The 17,304-nt window shown below is 44.4% G+C and carries 17 protein-coding genes; 3 read left to right on the top strand and 14 right to left on the bottom strand.

Features of this window, described 5'->3' with window-relative positions; all coding sequences use genetic code 11:
• Positions 1-15: 15 nt before the first annotated feature.
• Positions 16-2,526 (top strand): PilZ domain-containing protein, encoded by a 2,511-nt coding sequence (locus AC27EZ_RS17590; RefSeq protein WP_487136573.1) that lies wholly within the window; start codon positions 16-18, stop codon positions 2,524-2,526.
• Positions 2,527-2,608: 82 nt separating this feature from the next.
• Here AC27EZ_RS17590 and serB read toward each other — a convergent pair whose 3' ends face one another.
• Positions 2,609-3,589, bottom strand: coding sequence for a phosphoserine phosphatase SerB (serB, locus tag AC27EZ_RS17585; RefSeq protein WP_487136572.1), 981 nt, complete (start codon positions 3,587-3,589; stop codon positions 2,609-2,611).
• Positions 3,590-3,711: 122 nt separating this feature from the next.
• On the opposite strand from serB, the gene AC27EZ_RS17580 reads away from it, so the two are divergent.
• Complete coding sequence (locus AC27EZ_RS17580; RefSeq protein ID WP_487136571.1) at positions 3,712-4,320, top strand: hypothetical protein; 609 nt, start codon at positions 3,712-3,714, stop codon at positions 4,318-4,320.
• 5 nt (positions 4,321-4,325) lie between these two features.
• Here the strand turns inward: AC27EZ_RS17580 and AC27EZ_RS17575 are convergent, their stop codons facing one another.
• From AC27EZ_RS17575 to rpoE, 10 genes are all read right to left on the bottom strand, one after another.
• Positions 4,326-5,114 carry a TatD family hydrolase gene (locus AC27EZ_RS17575; protein WP_487136570.1) on the bottom strand — a complete coding sequence of 263 codons (789 nt, stop codon included), beginning with the start codon at positions 5,112-5,114 and terminating at the stop codon, positions 4,326-4,328.
• Positions 5,115-5,177: 63 nt separating this feature from the next.
• The gene (pdxH, locus tag AC27EZ_RS17570; RefSeq protein ID WP_487136569.1) at positions 5,178-5,816 is read right to left on the bottom strand and encodes a pyridoxamine 5'-phosphate oxidase; all 639 of its coding nucleotides are present in this window, start codon (positions 5,814-5,816) and stop codon (positions 5,178-5,180) included.
• Positions 5,817-5,853: 37 nt separating this feature from the next.
• Positions 5,854-6,768 carry a GTPase Era gene (gene era / locus AC27EZ_RS17565; protein WP_487136568.1) on the bottom strand — a complete coding sequence of 305 codons (915 nt, stop codon included), beginning with the start codon at positions 6,766-6,768 and terminating at the stop codon, positions 5,854-5,856.
• Complete coding sequence (rnc, locus tag AC27EZ_RS17560; RefSeq protein ID WP_487136567.1) at positions 6,755-7,447, bottom strand: ribonuclease III; 693 nt, start codon at positions 7,445-7,447, stop codon at positions 6,755-6,757. Before rnc ends, era begins: the two co-directional genes overlap by 14 nt.
• Positions 7,447-8,352 (bottom strand): signal peptidase I, encoded by a 906-nt coding sequence (lepB, locus tag AC27EZ_RS17555; RefSeq protein ID WP_487136566.1) that lies wholly within the window; start codon positions 8,350-8,352, stop codon positions 7,447-7,449. Before lepB ends, rnc begins: the two co-directional genes overlap by 1 nt.
• A complete protein-coding gene (gene lepA / locus AC27EZ_RS17550; protein WP_487136565.1) occupies positions 8,352-10,148 on the bottom strand; it encodes a translation elongation factor 4 in 1,797 nt (598 codons plus the stop codon). The genes lepB and lepA overlap by 1 nt, the downstream gene beginning before the upstream one ends.
• A 222-nt stretch (positions 10,149-10,370) precedes the next feature.
• Positions 10,371-10,820 (bottom strand): SoxR reducing system RseC family protein, encoded by a 450-nt coding sequence (locus AC27EZ_RS17545; protein ID WP_487136564.1) that lies wholly within the window; start codon positions 10,818-10,820, stop codon positions 10,371-10,373.
• Positions 10,813-11,970: a MucB/RseB C-terminal domain-containing protein gene (locus AC27EZ_RS17540; protein ID WP_487136563.1), complete on the bottom strand. Its 1,158-nt coding sequence runs from the start codon at positions 11,968-11,970 to the stop codon at positions 10,813-10,815. The genes AC27EZ_RS17545 and AC27EZ_RS17540 overlap by 8 nt, the downstream gene beginning before the upstream one ends.
• Positions 11,971-11,984: 14 nt before the next feature.
• Positions 11,985-12,569 carry a sigma-E factor negative regulatory protein gene (locus AC27EZ_RS17535; protein WP_487136604.1) on the bottom strand — a complete coding sequence of 195 codons (585 nt, stop codon included), beginning with the start codon at positions 12,567-12,569 and terminating at the stop codon, positions 11,985-11,987.
• 91 nt (positions 12,570-12,660) lie between these two features.
• Positions 12,661-13,239, bottom strand: coding sequence for an RNA polymerase sigma factor RpoE (gene rpoE, locus AC27EZ_RS17530; RefSeq protein ID WP_421131936.1), 579 nt, complete (start codon positions 13,237-13,239; stop codon positions 12,661-12,663).
• A 195-nt stretch (positions 13,240-13,434) separates the two neighbouring features.
• Between rpoE and nadB the strand changes: the two genes are divergently transcribed.
• Complete coding sequence (nadB, locus tag AC27EZ_RS17525) at positions 13,435-15,093, top strand: L-aspartate oxidase (protein ID WP_487136562.1); 1,659 nt, start codon at positions 13,435-13,437, stop codon at positions 15,091-15,093.
• A gap of 61 nt (positions 15,094-15,154) precedes the next feature.
• On the opposite strand, the gene AC27EZ_RS17520 is transcribed toward nadB, so the two are convergent.
• Genes AC27EZ_RS17520 through AC27EZ_RS17510 form a run of 3 tightly spaced genes read right to left on the bottom strand, consistent with a single transcriptional unit; the run spans position 15,155 to position 16,725 of the window.
• Positions 15,155-16,006, bottom strand: coding sequence for a MaoC/PaaZ C-terminal domain-containing protein (locus AC27EZ_RS17520; protein ID WP_487136561.1), 852 nt, complete (start codon positions 16,004-16,006; stop codon positions 15,155-15,157).
• 16 nt (positions 16,007-16,022) lie between these two features.
• The gene (locus AC27EZ_RS17515) at positions 16,023-16,487 is read right to left on the bottom strand and encodes a protein YgfX (RefSeq protein ID WP_487136560.1); all 465 of its coding nucleotides are present in this window, start codon (positions 16,485-16,487) and stop codon (positions 16,023-16,025) included.
• Positions 16,474-16,725 carry an FAD assembly factor SdhE gene (locus AC27EZ_RS17510; RefSeq protein WP_421131940.1) on the bottom strand — a complete coding sequence of 84 codons (252 nt, stop codon included), beginning with the start codon at positions 16,723-16,725 and terminating at the stop codon, positions 16,474-16,476. The genes AC27EZ_RS17515 and AC27EZ_RS17510 overlap by 14 nt, the downstream gene beginning before the upstream one ends.
• Positions 16,726-17,304 lie beyond the last annotated feature (579 nt).

The raw sequence follows: 17,304 nt of genomic DNA, 5'->3' as shown, positions 1-17,304 counted from the left end.
ACTTTGCGCATTTAGATGAGTCAGGATTTAGAGCAATACGCTGATGTTATCGATCAGCTAAAACCCATGGTGAATGAGCCTGAATTTAATCAGGTACTTCTTCAGCTTGCGGGCGACGTTCCAAAAGAAAAACGCTTTCTCATTAAAATGGAGGTGAAGCGTCTTGCTAAGCCATGCCTGCGTACTATCGATCTTAGAGGTAACGTATCAGGCAAATGTCGAGAGTACACCCACGAAGGCCGAACGCACTACATGGACGATGTGGCCGTTGAAGTGTTTGAAGAACAAATACGCATCTTCAAAGCCTACACATTCGGTGTGTACGAAGCAGTTCAAAACACCGAGAATAACTTTCGGGTTATCCAAGAGAAGCAAGACTCGCAAAATTTGCAAGAGCAACGGCAAAGCAGCAGCAAGAAGTCGTCTGTTGTTTTAGAACAGTTTAAAGTTCCCACGGTTAACTTACTTGACTACAGACAGCGCAATACCGAGCGCATGAATTTCGCGGTGGCGGTCGAATTAATTGATAAATATGATCAGTCGACTCGCGGACTGAGTGTAGACATTTCGCTTGAAGGCCTTCAGGTCAAATTAACCAAAGACACTCATTTAAAAAAAGACGATGTATTCGAGGTGTTTTTTCGAGGCCTTGAAGATGAATTTGCTATGGATAAAAACCACGGCATTTCTTATAAATTAGTAAAAATAACACACAAAAACGATGTGGTGTATTTGGCGCTTCAACGAGATATGAATAAGCCAAATGCCGCTTTTGATAAATTTCTCGAAAGCTTCATCCATGGAAACAAACGCCGCTATAAAGTGAATATGAACAACACGATTGAGGCGATTACTAGCAAAATCTGCGAGCAGTATTTTTCACCACGAAGCCCAACACTGCCCGTTTTTTTTAGTGAGACAGAAGGCGTTTTCACTGCACGCTTTGCCATGGTCAATGAAGTTAATAGAGAAATCATCAGTTACTGGCAAGACGAAACCGACGCATTGCGACTTAGTTTTTTGCTAACACAGCCTCGCCTTACTGCCTTGTTAAACCGTTCGCAAAGCCAGCGCGAAATATTTGTTTATAGTTTTACCCATCTACAAGATGAAAAAGTTTATTTTTATTCAGCCTCGTACGACGAGTTGATGAAGAAAGATGTGTTAAAGAACGTATTTTTTGGTTTTGGCTCCAAAAAAGCAAGTTGGCGCGTGTTTAAATTGACGCTCACTGACATGTACCCAGAACAAGCGCACACGCCGCTTTCTATTCCCGATTCTGTCGGCAATAAGGTCAAAAAGCAAAACACGCCTCCAGCAGCGCGTTTAATGGCGAAGCTCAACGACCTTAATTTTGTTGCGCATGTCACTGATGTAACATCGGTCATCGGTCAACAAACTTATAACAATGTTAAATTTAATCGTAGCAACCTCACCCACATGCGCATATTCGGCCACCCTCGTAATCGCGCCGCCTCAACAATAGAGCTTTGCCGTTTCAAGTATGAAGAACAGCGCCTAGAGACTCGCTATCGTTTGCGTTCGCAAATTCAACTGCAACTGGCAGATGATGACACGCTTCACAACGGTGTCAGTGAGGATATATCTATTCACGGGTTAGGCTTGCGCGTTGAATTGAATAAAGAGTATCACGGAGAACTTGAGGGCGCTGTTAAGGTTGCTTTCCCGCGCTTGCAAGAAAAAACCAATAGCTTTGATGTGATGAACTTAACGTATCAGGTGGTTTATCACAACGTTGATAAAAATATATTACACCTTAAAGCGATGCCAGGTGATGAAGGCAAGAGCGCGCGTACCTTTTTTGAAGAGCTAATCAAGAAGAACAAGAAAAATCTTGAAGCGGATGATGGCGATGAGCCTATCCCGGGTATGGGACAAGCACTTCGCTGCATAAATGCAAGAAACGCTACCTCAATATCATTCTTGTTAAGCAAAGAAGGCGTGCGCTACACACCAAAAGCATGTATGACGGGAAAGCAAGACAATCGCATGTTGTCGCTAGTAAGCTTCTTAGCCAAAGAACGCGAAGTAAACCTTGAGTTTTTATTCAGAGATCGGAAGTTAGATGTTCCCTTCATGCAAAGCGGTATTAAACAAGTCAAACTTGAAAACATGCCCATACGTGAAGAATTATTTATTTCTTTTGATGCGTCGAAAAAAGACCCTCGATTTGCCATACTGCCGCGCTACTCGGATAAATTTGAAGACGATGTTAAACGCAAAAGCTTTATCACCGAAGCCATCACGCGGGGACAATTTATTGCGGTTCATGTAATGGTGACCACTACCGGAAAACCAGACTTATCCATGCTGCAAACAGAGATTAGTTACGTGAGTATGTACGCAGTGCACAGAGCGAGAGAACTTGAGAAACAACTTTGGAGTATTGCGGCGTGTGCTCACCTCGTCGACGTTACCGATGAGGTCTTAGTTCGCTATGGGTTTGACGTCGATACCATTGCAGCGAACAAGCAAGAGCAAAAGCCAGTACGCCTCGTTAACTAATAGAGGCGTATTCAGTCTAAAAGACTGTACAACTCAGGCATAGTGCTCGGCGTAATGTAACGTATAGCGCAGTAACGAATTGCTATTTTAAGAAATACAGCATGGCATGTAGACCGCCAAAGCGTATCGCAACATCTGCTTGTTTGTTCACAACAGGCTTACCGTGACACGCCACACCCAAGCCAGACTCGGCCATCATAACAAGATCGTTCGCGCCATCGCCCATTGCAACAGTTTGAGACGTATCAATATTCCATTTCTCAGCAAGTTCTTTAACGGTGCGCGCCTTCACCTCAGCGTTTACCACTTCACCTGCTACTTTACCTACTAGCTTACCGTTATCTTCAACAAGTGTATTAGATATGGCAAAGTCTAGCCCTAGGCGTTGTTTTAGGTGGTCGGCAAAGTACGTGAAGCCACCCGATGCAATAGCCAACTTCCAGTTGTGCTGTTTAAGCACACTTAGCAGACGTTGAATCCCCGGCATAATAGGAATGCTGTTACGGATGGATTCTAAATGAGCCACCGGCACACCTTGTAAACACGCAACACGATGGTGCAAACTTTCATTGAAGGCAATTTCTCCGCGCATAGCACGAGCCGTGACCTCTGCAACCTCTTCACCAACACCCGCCAATTTAGCAATTTCATCAATACACTCAATAGCGATAACCGTGCTGTCCATGTCCATAACAAGAAGCCCGCCGTCGGCCAAAATAGGTTGAGATGTTTGCAGCCCTACATCAACATGGTAAGTCGCAGCAATATGGTCTAATTGAGACTTCACGAGGGCGTCATCGCTTTCTAAACAGTCGCCATGCAACACAACAACATCGTCACCAAACGCTTGGTGTAGTGCATGCGGTGCGATATGCTTAGCAACAAATACGCTCGTTAATGCCTTTATTACATTAGATACTAAAAAAGGAGTAAGTGCCTGCCCAACAATGGTAAGAACGTGGTCTTGGTGTGCGGGTAAGGCTTTGTGTGTTGCTAACGTCGAGTACAACGCCTCGCTTGAGTGATACTCATTGGCATGAAGATGTTGAAAAAAGGTAGTCACGTAAAATAACTCTAAGCAATGTTTGCTAGTATGCTACATAATTGAAGCGCATCTTGAAACATAACCGTTAAAATTTAACGCATTTACTTTAATGCCTTTAACGTCACACAGCGAGAGCATGAATGCCTACAACTACGCAAAAACCTAAAGACAGCATACTGGAATCACATTCGTTTTACACTGCGATAAAACGTCTCGTCCATACCGTTATGATGAGCCTAGGACTAGTATTGTGTATTGGCATATTTGTTTTTATTCAACAATACAATCAACTGTGGGTAAAGAACCATACCCTTGAACCTCGAAATAGTATTTCTAAGCAATACGCTGAACTTATTGCCGAAAGCGTGAAGAATGAAAATAGAGCAGCGTTAGAGAGCATGTTAACTATTGCTACCGACGACCCCGCGATTATTGGGATGGCAGTATTTGACATTAAGGGTAAGTACCTTGCCCCCCTTCCTCGTGTAAGCAGTATCGCCACACTAACAAAAAGCCTCTCGCTTCCTCCGACAACACATGTCAATAATATTTATAGCGATGGTGAGCACATTGGGTATTTACATACCTATATTGATACCGCAACCCTCATTGCAAAACCCAATGGACTTCGAAAAAAACAATTTGTATTGCTTGGGTTATTTGTTACGTTAGCGCTGATTATAGGAATTTACCTTACTCGAGGCTTTTATAAGTTTCGGCCTTGGATAAAAAGTAAAACCGGACAGTAAGCACTTTACCGCAAAAAGCAGTGATGGTAGTTTTCGTTCGTAGTGTCAATAATCGCCGCTTTACTACTCCCCACCAAGTGAGCGAGTACATCCACAACGTCGCTGATGTTCGCGGGTTCGTTGCGCTTCCCCTGTCGCCCCATCATCGGCATATCCGGTGAATCTGTTTCTAGTAGTAATGAACAAGGGTGGTGCTTGTAAAGATAACGTACCGTCTCTCTCGTTTTATGCGCCCTTTCGTAAGTAATGGTTCCGCCAACACCAATATAAAATCCCCTCTCAATATACTGCATTGCCACCTCTATGCTGCCAGAGAATGCATGAATAACACCATGGCCTGCATACCCTACTTTTTTGAGCGAAGAGAAAATATGATGATGGCTTTTTCTATGATGTAAAATTACGGGTAGCGAAAACTGCATAGCCATCAATAACTGTTGTTCAAACGCGCGCAATTGAAGCGTAAAGTCTAACGAAATATGACCATCGAGACCTATTTCCCCAAGAGCGACAATCTGGTGTCGATGGCTGGCCACATACTGCTCGAGAATTGATAGTTGCGCGCTAAGCGGCGTAGTTTCGATATTAAGAAAATAAGGGTGCAGCCCTAGCGCCACATCAATTGGAAGCGTATCACTGCATTGTGATTGAATAGCAAACTGCTGCTTAAAAGAAGCGCTAGTGGTGCCTGGAATAAGAAGACGCGTAACGCCTGACCGTGCAGCGCGAGACACCACCGCTTGCCAATCAGACTCAAATGCGGGCAAATCTAGGTGACAGTGGCTATCTATCACCGTTTATTACTCTTTGTTGTGTAAACGCTGCTAGGTTTCATTTGGCCGAAACACACATCAGCGCTAAGGCATAAGGCGCTGTGTTGACCACGTACCGTTATCTTGAAGGTTATATTCAAACCTATCATGTAGTCTGTCTTCGCCTCCCTGCCAAAATTCTATCTGGTGTGGAACAATACGAAAACCGCCCCAAAAATCAGGGGTTGGTAATGCTTTGTTAGCGAATTTGTCTTTCATTTGCTGAAATTGAGTAAGCAATAACGCTTTGCTGTTTATTGGCTGGCTTTGTTTCGATGCAAATGCTGCAAGCTGACTATCTTTTGGACGGGAGAAAAAATACTGCGCATTTTCTTTTAATGATAGCTTTTCAGCAACCCCACACACCCGCACCTGTCTCTCCATAAAGAACCATGGAAAATGACAGCTTACTTTAGGGTTTTCGCTTAACTCTTTCGCTTTACGACTACCAAGGTTCGTAAAGAACACAAAGCCACCATCGTTAACTTCTTTTAACAGAACTATGCGTTGCGATGGTTGGCCTGTGGCATCAACCGTGGCAACCGTCATTGCTGTGGGGTCAGGAATATCGGCATCAATAGCGTCTTTTAACCATGCGTTGAACAAATCGAAAGGCGTATCTGTTAGCGCATCAGCGTCTAACGAGCCTTTAGAATATTGCCTGCGTAAATCTGAAATGGCCATATCTACCTCTTAAACAAAACACTAAACGTAGCAATGACTAAAAGCTATTCTCGTCACCATATCCTAGCGAACGCAGTGCTCTTTCATCATCAGCCCACCCCTGCTTAACCTTAACCCAAAGCTCAAGAAACACTTTGTTGTCAAACAAGTTTTCCATATCTCTTCGCGCCTGCTCACCAATGGTTTTTAGGTGTTTGCCACCTTTACCAATGATCATGCGCTTTTGGGTTTCTCTTTCTACCAAAATTAACCCGCTGATACGGTATATACCGTTTTCCGCGAGCTTAAATTGCTCTATTTCTACGGTAGTCGAGTAAGGAAGTTCATCTCCGGTAAATCGCATTAGCTTTTCCCGGATAATTTCAGCCGCCATAAAGCGACTTGAACGGTCTGTAACGTACTCTTCAGGAAAGAAAAATGGATTTTCCGGCAACGACGCTGCCACAAGGCTTCGAATATCGTCGACCATTTTGCCCTGCTTAGCGCTGATGGGGATAACATGTTCGAATTGGTGTTTTTCCGCCAACGTCTTAAGATGGTCAATAAACCCTTCTTTATTTTCTACCTTATCCATTTTATTAACGATAAGGTAGCAAGGCAGGCCTGAATTTTTTACCTTAGACAACACCATTTCATCGTCGCTATTCCAACGATCACCCTCAACAACGAATAGCACTAGCCCTACTTCTCCGAGTGAACTTGATGCTGCACGATTCATATAACGATTTATTGCGCGCTTTTCGTCTTGGTGTAGCCCTGGCGTATCGACATATATCGCTTGGTAATCGCCTTCTGTATCTATTCCAAGAATACGGTGTCGCGTGGTTTGAGGTTTACGAGAGGTAATGGATACCTTTTGGCCTAGTAATCGGTTAAGTAATGTTGATTTGCCAACATTCGGTCTGCCCACTATGGCGATTAGGCCACAGCGCGTTAAATTATTTGCTTCCATTATCTTCAAGCTTCTCCAGAGTAAGGCGTGCGGCTTCTTGTTCCGCTTTTCTGCGGCTATTCCCTGTCGCATTGACAGGTACTGATAAGTTGTCCACCGTACAACTTACTTCAAAGGTTTGAGCGTGGTCTTTTCCGCTGATGGCAATGACTTCATAGGTGGGGAGCGGAAGCTTTTTGCCTTGAAGAAATTCCTGCAGTCGGGTTTTACTGTCTTTAGGATGCGCATTAGGGTCAAGCTTCTCAATCCGAGAGGCCCAAAGCCTATCAATAACGCCGCGCACCGCGTCCATGCCTGAATCTAAGTAAATTGCACCTAATACTGCTTCAACCACGTCTGCGAGTATTGAGCTTCGCCTATGGCCACCACTTTTCAACTCACCCGGCCCAAGTTTTAGCAATTCTCCCATGCTTGTTTCTCGTGCCAACTCAGCCAAGGTGTCACCCTTTACTAATGTTGAACGCATGCGAGTTAACTTACCCTCAGGTTCCTGTGGAAAGCGTTTATAGAGGGTTTCGCCTACGATCATGCCTAAGATAGCATCGCCCAAAAACTCAAGACGTTCATTGTGTTGCTTAGCCGCACTTCTATGCGTGAGCGCCTGCTCAAGCAACTCTGTATTAGAAAATGTATAACCTATCGCCTTATAAAGGCGACGATATTTGTCGATACCTAGCATTAACGAATGCCACCTGCACGCTCAAAGCGAACTCCAGTAGGTATCCATGTTGGAAGCATATCAGAAGCGTTACGTTCGAATTCAAACGATATCCATATAGCAACCGCCTTACCCACTAGGTTTTCATCAGGTACAAAGCCCCAAAAGCGGCTGTCTCTACTATTGTCACGGTTATCGCCCAGTACGAAATATTGGCCTTCAGGCACAATCCACTCATTACTTCTTGTGCCCGGTTGGGTGTAAAAGTTGGCCGGAGAAATCTCTCGCATTGGATGACGAAGAATATCGTGCTGTTTTCCGTCCAAATCTTCGGTGTAACGCATCAGCTTTGCCATGTCTTGAACAAACTCGCCACGCTCTTTAAAAGTAAGAGGAACGGCTTTCAATTTGCCACAATTTTTAGTGGCATCAGCACATTTTGGTTTAATGTAAACCTGTTTATTTTGATAAACAACGGTATCGCCTGGCATGCCTATCACGCGCTTGATGTAATCAACAGACGTATCTTCTGGGTATTTAAACACCACAACATCACCGCGCTCTGGTGCACCGGTTTCTACCAACTTACTTCTAAAAACGGGGTCTTTAATACCGTAAGAGAACTTCTCAACGAGTATAAAGTCACCGACTAATAATGTTGGCATCATTGAGCCCGAAGGTATTTGAAATGGCTCATAAATAAAAGAGCGCAATACTAATACAAACGCAATAACAGGAAATATCTGCTGAGACGTATCAACCAAATAAGGTAACTGCGGATCTTCGCCATACGATGCACCCGACGCGTCGACTTCAGCCTGCAATCTTGCTTTGCGTTTCTTCGCAAAAAATAGACTATCAAACAGCCAAACTAAGCCCGTGACAAGCGTAAGCGCTACTAAAATCAGTGAGAAGTAGTTCGCCATTACTTACCTACCTTCAATATTGCGAGGAATGCGTCTTGAGGCAATTCAACGTTACCCACTTGTTTCATTCGCTTCTTCCCTTCTTTTTGCTTTTGAAGTAGCTTTTTCTTACGGCTCACGTCACCACCGTAGCATTTTGCAATAACGTTTTTACGTAATTGCTTAACGGTACTTCTTGCTACAATATGGTTGCCGATAGCAGCTTGAATTGCGATATCGAACATTTGACGAGGAATGAGTTCGCGAAGCTTTTCGACCAATTCTCTACCGCGGCTTTGCGAGTTCTCTCTATGCGTAATGACTGCTAGTGCATCAACACGTTCACCATTAATAAGAATATCAACACGAACCATGTCTGACGCTTGGAAACGCTTGAAGTTGTAATCTAACGATGCGAAGCCACGACTTGTTGATTTAAGTCTATCGAAGAAATCAAGTACTACTTCCGCCATAGGTAATTCGTAGGTTACCGCTACTTGCTTACCATGGTAGGTCATGTTGGTTTGCATACCGCGTTTCTCAACACACAGCGTAATAACGTTACCTAGGAACTCTTGTGGTACCAATATATTTGCTTCTACCAAGGGCTCGCGCATTTCGGCAATATCGTTGACCGGCGGCAATTTTGCCGGACTATCGACGGTCATGACTTCGCCTTTCGTCGTTTCTACTTCATATATTACCGTTGGAGCAGTAGTAATGAGCCCTAGATCATATTCACGTTCTAACCGCTCTTGGATTATCTCCATGTGAAGCATACCGAGGAAGCCAATGCGGAAACCAAAACCAAGGGCTGCAGAGCTCTCTGGTTCATAAAACAATGACGCATCGTTAAGGCTTAGTTTTGCCAGAGCATCTCGGAAATCTTCATAGTCGTCTGAACTTATTGGGAAGATACCGGCATAAACTTGAGGTTTAACCTTTTTAAAGCCAGGTAACATGTCGGTAGCAGGGTCTCTTGCAAGCGTTATTGTATCGCCCACAGGTGCGCCCTGAATATCTTTAATACCAGCAATGATAAAGCCCACTTCACCTGCGCGAAGCACGCCTGTATCTAGCGCTTTCGGTGTGAACACCCCAATTTTATCTACTTGGTGTGTTTGCCCGTTGGACATAATCTGAATTTTGTCTTTCTTTGAAAGCTGCCCTTCCATGATACGAACTAACGACACAACACCCTGGTAGTTATCAAACCAAGAGTCGATAATAAGCGCTTTTAATGGTGCTTCTCTGTCTCCGCCTGGAGGGGGAATTTTGTTCACGATAACTTCGAGAACTTCGTCAATGCCAATACCCGTTTTTGCTGAGCAGCGAACGGCGTCTATTGCGTCGATACCAACGATGTCTTCAATTTCTTCCGCAACGCGATCTGGGTCGGCTTGCGGTAAATCGATTTTGTTCAATATAGGAACGACTTCCATATCCATTTCAATGGCTGTATAGCAGTTCGCTAGCGTTTGCGCTTCTACACCTTGCCCTGCGTCGACCACTAACAATGCTCCTTCACAGGCCGCTAGCGAGCGAGATACTTCGTAAGTGAAGTCAACGTGTCCTGGCGTATCGATAAAGTTAAGCTGATACGTTTCGCCATCTTGTGCGTTGTAGTGTAACGTCACGCTTTGCGCTTTAATGGTAATTCCACGTTCTTTCTCTAAGTCCATTGAGTCAAGAACTTGCTCGGCCATTTCGCGATCGGATAGCCCTCCACAATGCTGGATTAAGCGGTCAGACAACGTTGATTTACCGTGGTCGATGTGGGCGATTATACTGAAGTTACGAATGTGCGATTGTTGCATAATGCTGGGAATTACCTGCAGAAAAATTCATTAAACCAAAAAATACTGACAAACCAACTTTTAGGTTTGCGTGGCGCGTGCGGATTTTACCCATTTCTTAAAGGAAAAGCGAATTACCTAGCGGGTTATCTTCGACTACACCATTAAATAATAAGATTAACGGTAAAATCAGCGTTACTGCGCTGATAGGTACTCCGTTTATCTCATAGTCTTTATCTTGCGCTAAGGTGCAGTTGGCCCGATTAAAAGTACGGGCTGAAACTTACTCTTATCCAGTGTGGCTAGTCTTGAGGCAATGGTGCGATAGGCAATTAGCGTAAGCAGCGAGGACGGAAGCACCGCCCAAAGTTCATGCGTCAACGATAATAATGGCATTACATAGCTGGATACCGAAAACCCTAGTATAAAAACCACAAGAGGAAGTAAATAAAGCCAGGCTGATGCTGTAAGTATACCCTCTTCAGGAATACCTACTGTTACTTGCTGACCAATACGAACCGGCATGGGAGAAGTGAGCGCTAACTGTTGCGTTTTTGGCGCTAGCGCACGAGAAATAACGCCTGTCCCACAGTCACTTTGTGACTGACAGCTGTTGCATGTAGATTTTATGGCCGCCTCAACAACAATGGTGTCTCCATCAATTGCCACAACCGTTGCAGTCTCTTTAATCATTTGTCTGTTCTAGTGCCTTTAACGATGTTGCAATTGCATTTGCCGTTTGCAAAGGAATTTCCCCCACCACGGTTACTTGCGCTTTGCCGTCAGTAAGCGTTAAAAACGTACTCAAATCGTTACGTAATACCATGTCCTCGCCCACCGCATCCTGAGCTCGTTGAACGTACACCGAAATATCAACTAAGCCGTCGCTGAACATCTTGTACTCAACGACCTGACCTGTAAGCGCCAGCCTACGCGTATCATGCCTGACTTCTTTCATTCCCACCGGCAAGTAACCAACATCCCATTGGTGTTCCCTTGCTTGCTTTCGGGTAAGCACCATGGGCCCGGGTAACAGTGCATTGTTAATACGTGAAAAGTACTCGTTTGGCTCGGGTGTCACATTCAATGACGTAACCTGGATTTGCTCTAACACGACGCCTTTTACGTCTAACATATTAAGCTTAAGCAGCATGCCGGTTGCTTCATCAAGCCACAGTTGGTAGCTAAAGCGGGTATTATCCCGGCTAATGATCCTAATTTGCTGTGCTGGCCTTCCCGCAATACGTGCACGTCCTACCGATATAAATTCATAAGCCGCCTTCAAATTTTCAGGCGAGTATAGTAATTCACTAGGAATAGGCCCGTTAACAAACTGAGAGCGAAAGCTGTAAGGAGAAACGTCGGGCTCAAACACGCTCACAACATCGTTTACCCTTATTTGCTCTCTTCCAGGGCCGTTTTGTAAATTCAATTGTTCAACTTGTGTACCGTCTTCTAAAATGCCATGACGCCACAAAAAGGGAGTTGTTTCACTGCCTGCTCTACTTTGCACAAAACTGAGTTCAAAATTGGTTGTTCGTACTACATTACTGAGGCGAGCAAGCCATTGTGATGTCGACATCACCTCACTCGGCGGCGGCTCACTAGTGACTGAAGCATCAGGTGATGCAGATTCTGCTGACATTCCCGTAACACCAGTCACCGCCGGCGTTGATAATTCAGGCGACCCTGCGTCAACGTCTTGGGCTATACTGGCTGTTGAGCATAAAGCAAACAACATTGCGCATGCGCAACTTTTCACATTACGCATGCGTTTTAGTGAGGGTAAAAACAAACGTACCAGCGCGATGGCTGGTACGTTTTTAACAGTGATAACTTTCATCAAAATCCACTTATTTAGGGGCGCTCGTTCTCAGCAGCCTCTTTTTTATCTTGTTCAGAACCGTCAACCTGCTTCAATTTAACTTGTTGCTCATGGTCTGCAATAAGCGCATTTATCTTGCGCTTTTTCTCCAACACTTCGTTCATATCATTACGAGGAAGCGTACGTGTTTGCTCAAGGCTAACCGGTGCTAGACCACCCTGCGGATTTCCTGTAGAAAATGTCGAAAAGGGCTCTGAAGGAACCGGCTGATTGAAGTGCTGCACACCAAGAATAACCGCCACCGCGACAGAGGCTGCCATCGCAAACTGTCCGCCCTGCTTAGCAAATGGAATAACATTGCTAACACCTGGGAGAGCACGCCAGCGTGAGCGCTTAGGCGCCACAATGGCAGGCTCATTATCAAGCGCAGCAGCAACACGGGCTGTAATATCAAGCTGAGGCGCTACGCTTGCTTCTTTTCGCATTGCACTGCGAACCACATGGTAGCGCTGCCATTTAGCTTGAAGTTCCTCATCCTTTTTGATCGCATCAATGATTGCGTCGCCGTCTAATTCACCATCCATGAATGCGGACATTTTTTCTTGCTGTTGCGTCATAAAATTTGATTCCTGATCTTCAACGATCATTTTTATACCTTAACACAGCTGTTAGTCATCTCAATACTAAGAAAGTTCATCGTATTTGAAATTAATTTTCTAACAAAGGCTGAATAACCTTATCAATCGCCTCTCGCGCTCTGAAAATACGAGACCTAACCGTACCCACAGGGCAAGACATTACATTTGCAATCTCTTCGTAACTTAGCCCCTCAATCTCACGCAGGGTAATGGCCATACGCAAGTCGTCAGGTAACTTTTCTACTACTTTAAATAACGTTTCTTCAATTTCGTCTGACAACAAACTACGCTCTGGCGTAGTTTGCTCTCGTAATGCATCACTTCCTTCGTAGTAGTCTGCGTCCTCAGCATCTACATCACTTGCTGGCGGTTTACGCCCCTGAGCAACGAGATAATTCTTCGCACTATTCACAGCGATGCGATACAGCCATGTGTAAAATGCACTATCGCCTCTAAAATTCGGTAACGCCCGATATGCTTTTATAAAAGCGTCTTGAGTAACATCCGCGACATCACCCGTATTTTTCACATAACGCGAGACCAAGTGCATCACTTTATGCTGATAACGTGTTACCAGTAAGTTGAACGCATTCTTGTCGCCGTGCTGTACTTTTTCAACCAATTGTTGGTCGGTAATCTGCTCGCTCATTCGAGCTTGTACTCCCTACTTCACATACCCATAAGCTCTAACAAGCACAGATATAGACGTGTTCTAAAACAAAAAGTTCTATTCAAGTATTAAAAATATTAAAAAAGCGAGGCGTAACACTTTTGAATCATTGTGTTTTACCCCCCATCCTTTAGACTTGCCGAACGATTGTTTATATTAATTTGTGTAAAATACATGAAATCTGTTTCATCTTCACTTACTTCAACATCTAACGCAATAGAACATCGTTGTGATGTTCTCATTGTAGGCAGTGGCGCAGCAGGGTTAAGCCTTGCGTTAAAGCTCGCCGATCACTGCCAAGTTATTGTACTTAGCAAAAGCGATAGAAATGAAGGTTCTACGCGATACGCGCAGGGCGGCATTGCGGCAGTGTTCGATGAACAAGATTCGATAGATGCACATGTAAAAGATACATTGAATGCCGGCGGCGGATTGTGTGATGAGCCAGCAGTACGGTTTACCACCGAGCGAGCCAAAGCAGCATTAAATTGGCTAATCGGCTACGGCGTTCCGTTCGACACTGAAAAAACCGAAAGTGGAGAAGAGCGTTTCCATCTCACCCGAGAGGGTGGACACAGCCACAGACGTATTCTGCATGCGGCAGATGCCACCGGTGAAGCGCTTCAAATCACACTGAATGATGCAGTGTCATCACACCCTAACATCCACGTATTTGAGCGCTATAACGCCATTGACCTTATTGCTTCAAAAGAAAAGGAAGGCCACTGTGTGGGAGCATATGTCTGGAATAGGCAGCAAGAGCATGTAGAAGTTATTCGTGCCCCCTTCATTGCGCTTGCCACCGGCGGCGGCAGTAAAGTATACCAATATACGTCTAACCCTGATGTTTCCAGTGGAGATGGTATTGCCATGGCTTGGCGCGCGGGATGTCGTGTGGCGAATATGGAATTCAATCAGTTCCACCCTACTTGTCTGTACCATCCACAGGCAAGAAACTTTCTGATAACCGAAGCGCTTCGTGGCGAGGGTGCAAACCTGTGCCATGCTGATGGCACCCGGTTCATGCATAAATTTGACGAACGTGGCGATCTGGCACCACGAGATGTTGTTGCGCGCGCTATCGATTTCGAAATGAAGCGCCTGGGCGCCGATTGCATGTATTTAGATATCAGCCACAAACCTGCAGACTTTATTGTTAAGCACTTTCCTAATATCTACAGAAAGTGTCGTTCGCTAGGTATTGATATTACCCGTGAGCCTATCCCTGTAGTTCCCGCAGCGCATTACAGCTGCGGCGGTGTAATGACAGACTTTAACGCAAAAACAGACTTACATAATGTCTATGCCATCGGTGAAGTCGCCTACACCGGCCTGCACGGTGCAAACCGGATGGCATCTAATTCACTGTTAGAGTGTATTGTTTTCGCTGGGGCGGCGGCGGATGATATTGTTGCCAACTTAAATAACATCGCGTTAGAAGAGCCAATTCCGCCTTGGGATGAAAGCCAAGTATCTAACTCTGATGAAGAAGTTATTATTCAGCATAATTGGCACGAATTGCGTTTATTTATGTGGGATTACGTTGGCATTGTTAGAACCGATAAGCGTCTAGAGCGAGCTATGCGAAGGATAAACTTGCTCGAGCAAGAAATTGCCGAATACTATGCTCATTTCCGAGTGAGTAATAATTTGCTTGAATTGAGAAACCTTGTAACCGTTGCTGAACTGATTGTTCGGTGTGCCATGCAACGTAAGGAAAGTCGGGGCTTACATTTCAATCTTGACCATCCTAATCAGCTTGAAAATGCCGGCCCAACAATACTGACACCAGAAGAGCAACGTAATCGGGTTGTCGCAGGCAGTCTCATTTAACCGCTATTCTATTTAGGGCTGCGTTATCTAAAGATAATGCAGCCTTTAATGTGTGTTTATATTAAAAACTGATGGAACACTCGACATGCGGCTCTTTGTTTTTCTGACCGACAATGGAAAGTTTTACGTTTTCCTCGGTGAAGCACTCGGTTATCACATCAACATTAGCGGGTAGAAAAACGGGCCGTTTAAAACGACAGTCAATACGATAGAATGACTTATCCGTGGCATTCGCTAAGCTTGACACTGCGTTTGCCAGCGTCCACATACCATGTGCGATTGGCTTCTTAAAACCAAATAATTTGGCCGTAAGTCCATACAAATGAATGGGATTGTAATCGCCTGAGATTTTGGCGTACTTTCGTCCTGTATCGTTAGTTATACTTAGCGTATCGATGAGTGCACTGTCACTTCCGTCACAGACGAATTCATTACTGATCACAGGAGCGCGCGGTGCAACGTGCACTGCTTTTACCTTTACAAGGTAAGTACTAACAGCCGTGTAAACACAACTCCCACCTTGCAAAGCAGTAAGCTCGATATCGACATCCCACCCTTTACTATGCGGTCTTACGTCGGAAAACTTCACGCGGCACTCTAGAGGCTCACTGATATCAATATCATCATGAATGATAATATTGTTTGCGGCATGTATCAGACCTAACAGTGGAAACGGGCTTTTCTTATCAAGAAGGCACTGCATCTGCAGCGGCAACGACAGCATTTGAAGATAAAGCGGGTGCAGCGTGTCAACGCGTCCCCACTTTACTTCCTCACAGTATTTACCGTAATGTGCGTTATCAATACACAGTGTTTTTGTATAGATTCGAGAAGGTAACGTGGGAGGTTTAAACTGCATCAGTGCTCGCGTATCAACACGTTTTGTTAATGCTTTGGCGTACTCGCGCAACATTCTATCTTTTCCTTTATTAAATCTGTTTCTGAGCAAAAATAACCGCTCTGCATAGCCGCCGGTAGTCAGCATTGGTGCATTCACTCTTTAACACCCAGCGATAATGCATAGACCTTCTTGACCATAAATGATGCTTTACGCACGCTACATTCAGCGCTATTCCCCAAGGAAACATTAACGAACTTCCATGGATTTGCATGTCGGGAGCATCAATATCTTTGCCGCAAACAATGAGGGGGCGCAGTTTAGCATTTGAGGTTAAGGTAAATACATCATTATGGCGAAAAGTTTTGTAACCATATGCGTAATAAAAACTGCCTAAAACAAACGCGATGAGGGGAAATGCATGCCACGGGGAAATTATTAACCAGAGTTGCTCTGGTAACACCGCTAAACTGAGAAGAATGACGCCCACGAAACCTAACATTGCGTAACGTTTTCTGTGGGCGTTCGTCGCTATTTCTATTCTATACTTTGACACGGTTGACTACGGTAGCCACCATATCAGCAAGCGCAGGATCGTCACACTTCTGATGACCCATTATCCATGCAAACAAATCAGGATCGTCACTGGTGAGCAAGCGTTCAAACGTTTCTTGCTGTTCATAGTCTAATGAATCAAACGCTTGTTCCACAAAAGGAAGTAAAAGTACATCAAGCTCTAGCATACCTCTTCGACATGCCCATTTAAGTCTTGCTAATCGTTTTGGTTCAAACATAGTCAACTTCATTTTTTTAACACGTTACAAATAATACCACGGTATTACGTTTGGGATCACTGACCTTATTAGCAGGTTTACATTTATTCATGTATAGCAATGGTTGCCGCACCTCTTTATCTAAATGATTTTTTTAATCACTGAGCAACGTGTAGGTTTACAGAAAAAAATATCATACTTTCCTATTCGTTATTTCAAAGGCAGCTTCAGACAAAGAGCAGACGGTCAGTTTTGTGACGCCGGATCTCTGCCATCGGTCAATAGCGGACATCAGAAAGTAAAAGAAAAAGCGCTATAGACTATGCATATTCAGCGAACAAAATTCTGTACATAATAGATTGAATTTCCATCAGGTATAGGACAGACTGCAATCAATTAAAGCTAACATCATGAGCTAAAAGGACTTTACGAATGAGGTTTTTTTTCATTTATTTATGTATCGGTATGGTAATCCTTGTGTCGAGTGGTTTTATTTATCAAACCTACTCTCAATATATCGACTCTAGCACTTTTATCAAAACTGGAGAGATGATTGATGTTGGTGGCTACAGCCTTTATACAGAAGATAGCGGCATGGGG

The organism is Alteromonas sp. 4NH20-0056, assembly GCF_057539655.1.
Note: the sequence above shows the minus strand (reverse complement) of the source record. Positions and strands in the feature narration are given on the sequence as shown.

Coding starts and splice junctions, on each gene's coding strand:
- AC27EZ_RS17590 (WP_487136573.1), top strand. CDS start 16: ATGAGTCAGGATTTAGAGCAATACGCTGATGTTATCGATCAGCTAAAA.
- AC27EZ_RS17580 (WP_487136571.1), top strand. CDS start 3,712: ATGCCTACAACTACGCAAAAACCTAAAGACAGCATACTGGAATCACAT.
- pdxH (WP_487136569.1), bottom strand. CDS start 5,816: ATGGCCATTTCAGATTTACGCAGGCAATATTCTAAAGGCTCGTTAGAC.
- era (WP_487136568.1), bottom strand. CDS start 6,768: ATGGAAGCAAATAATTTAACGCGCTGTGGCCTAATCGCCATAGTGGGC.
- rnc (WP_487136567.1), bottom strand. CDS start 7,447: ATGCTAGGTATCGACAAATATCGTCGCCTTTATAAGGCGATAGGTTAT.
- lepB (WP_487136566.1), bottom strand. CDS start 8,352: ATGGCGAACTACTTCTCACTGATTTTAGTAGCGCTTACGCTTGTCACG.
- lepA (WP_487136565.1), bottom strand. CDS start 10,148: ATGCAACAATCGCACATTCGTAACTTCAGTATAATCGCCCACATCGAC.
- AC27EZ_RS17545 (WP_487136564.1), bottom strand. CDS start 10,820: ATGATTAAAGAGACTGCAACGGTTGTGGCAATTGATGGAGACACCATT.
- AC27EZ_RS17540 (WP_487136563.1), bottom strand. CDS start 11,970: ATGAAAGTTATCACTGTTAAAAACGTACCAGCCATCGCGCTGGTACGT.
- AC27EZ_RS17535 (WP_487136604.1), bottom strand. CDS start 12,569: ATGACGCAACAGCAAGAAAAAATGTCCGCATTCATGGATGGTGAATTA.
- rpoE (WP_421131936.1), bottom strand. CDS start 13,239: ATGAGCGAGCAGATTACCGACCAACAATTGGTTGAAAAAGTACAGCAC.
- nadB (WP_487136562.1), top strand. CDS start 13,435: ATGAAATCTGTTTCATCTTCACTTACTTCAACATCTAACGCAATAGAA.
- AC27EZ_RS17520 (WP_487136561.1), bottom strand. CDS start 16,006: ATGTTGCGCGAGTACGCCAAAGCATTAACAAAACGTGTTGATACGCGA.
- AC27EZ_RS17510 (WP_421131940.1), bottom strand. CDS start 16,725: ATGTTTGAACCAAAACGATTAGCAAGACTTAAATGGGCATGTCGAAGA.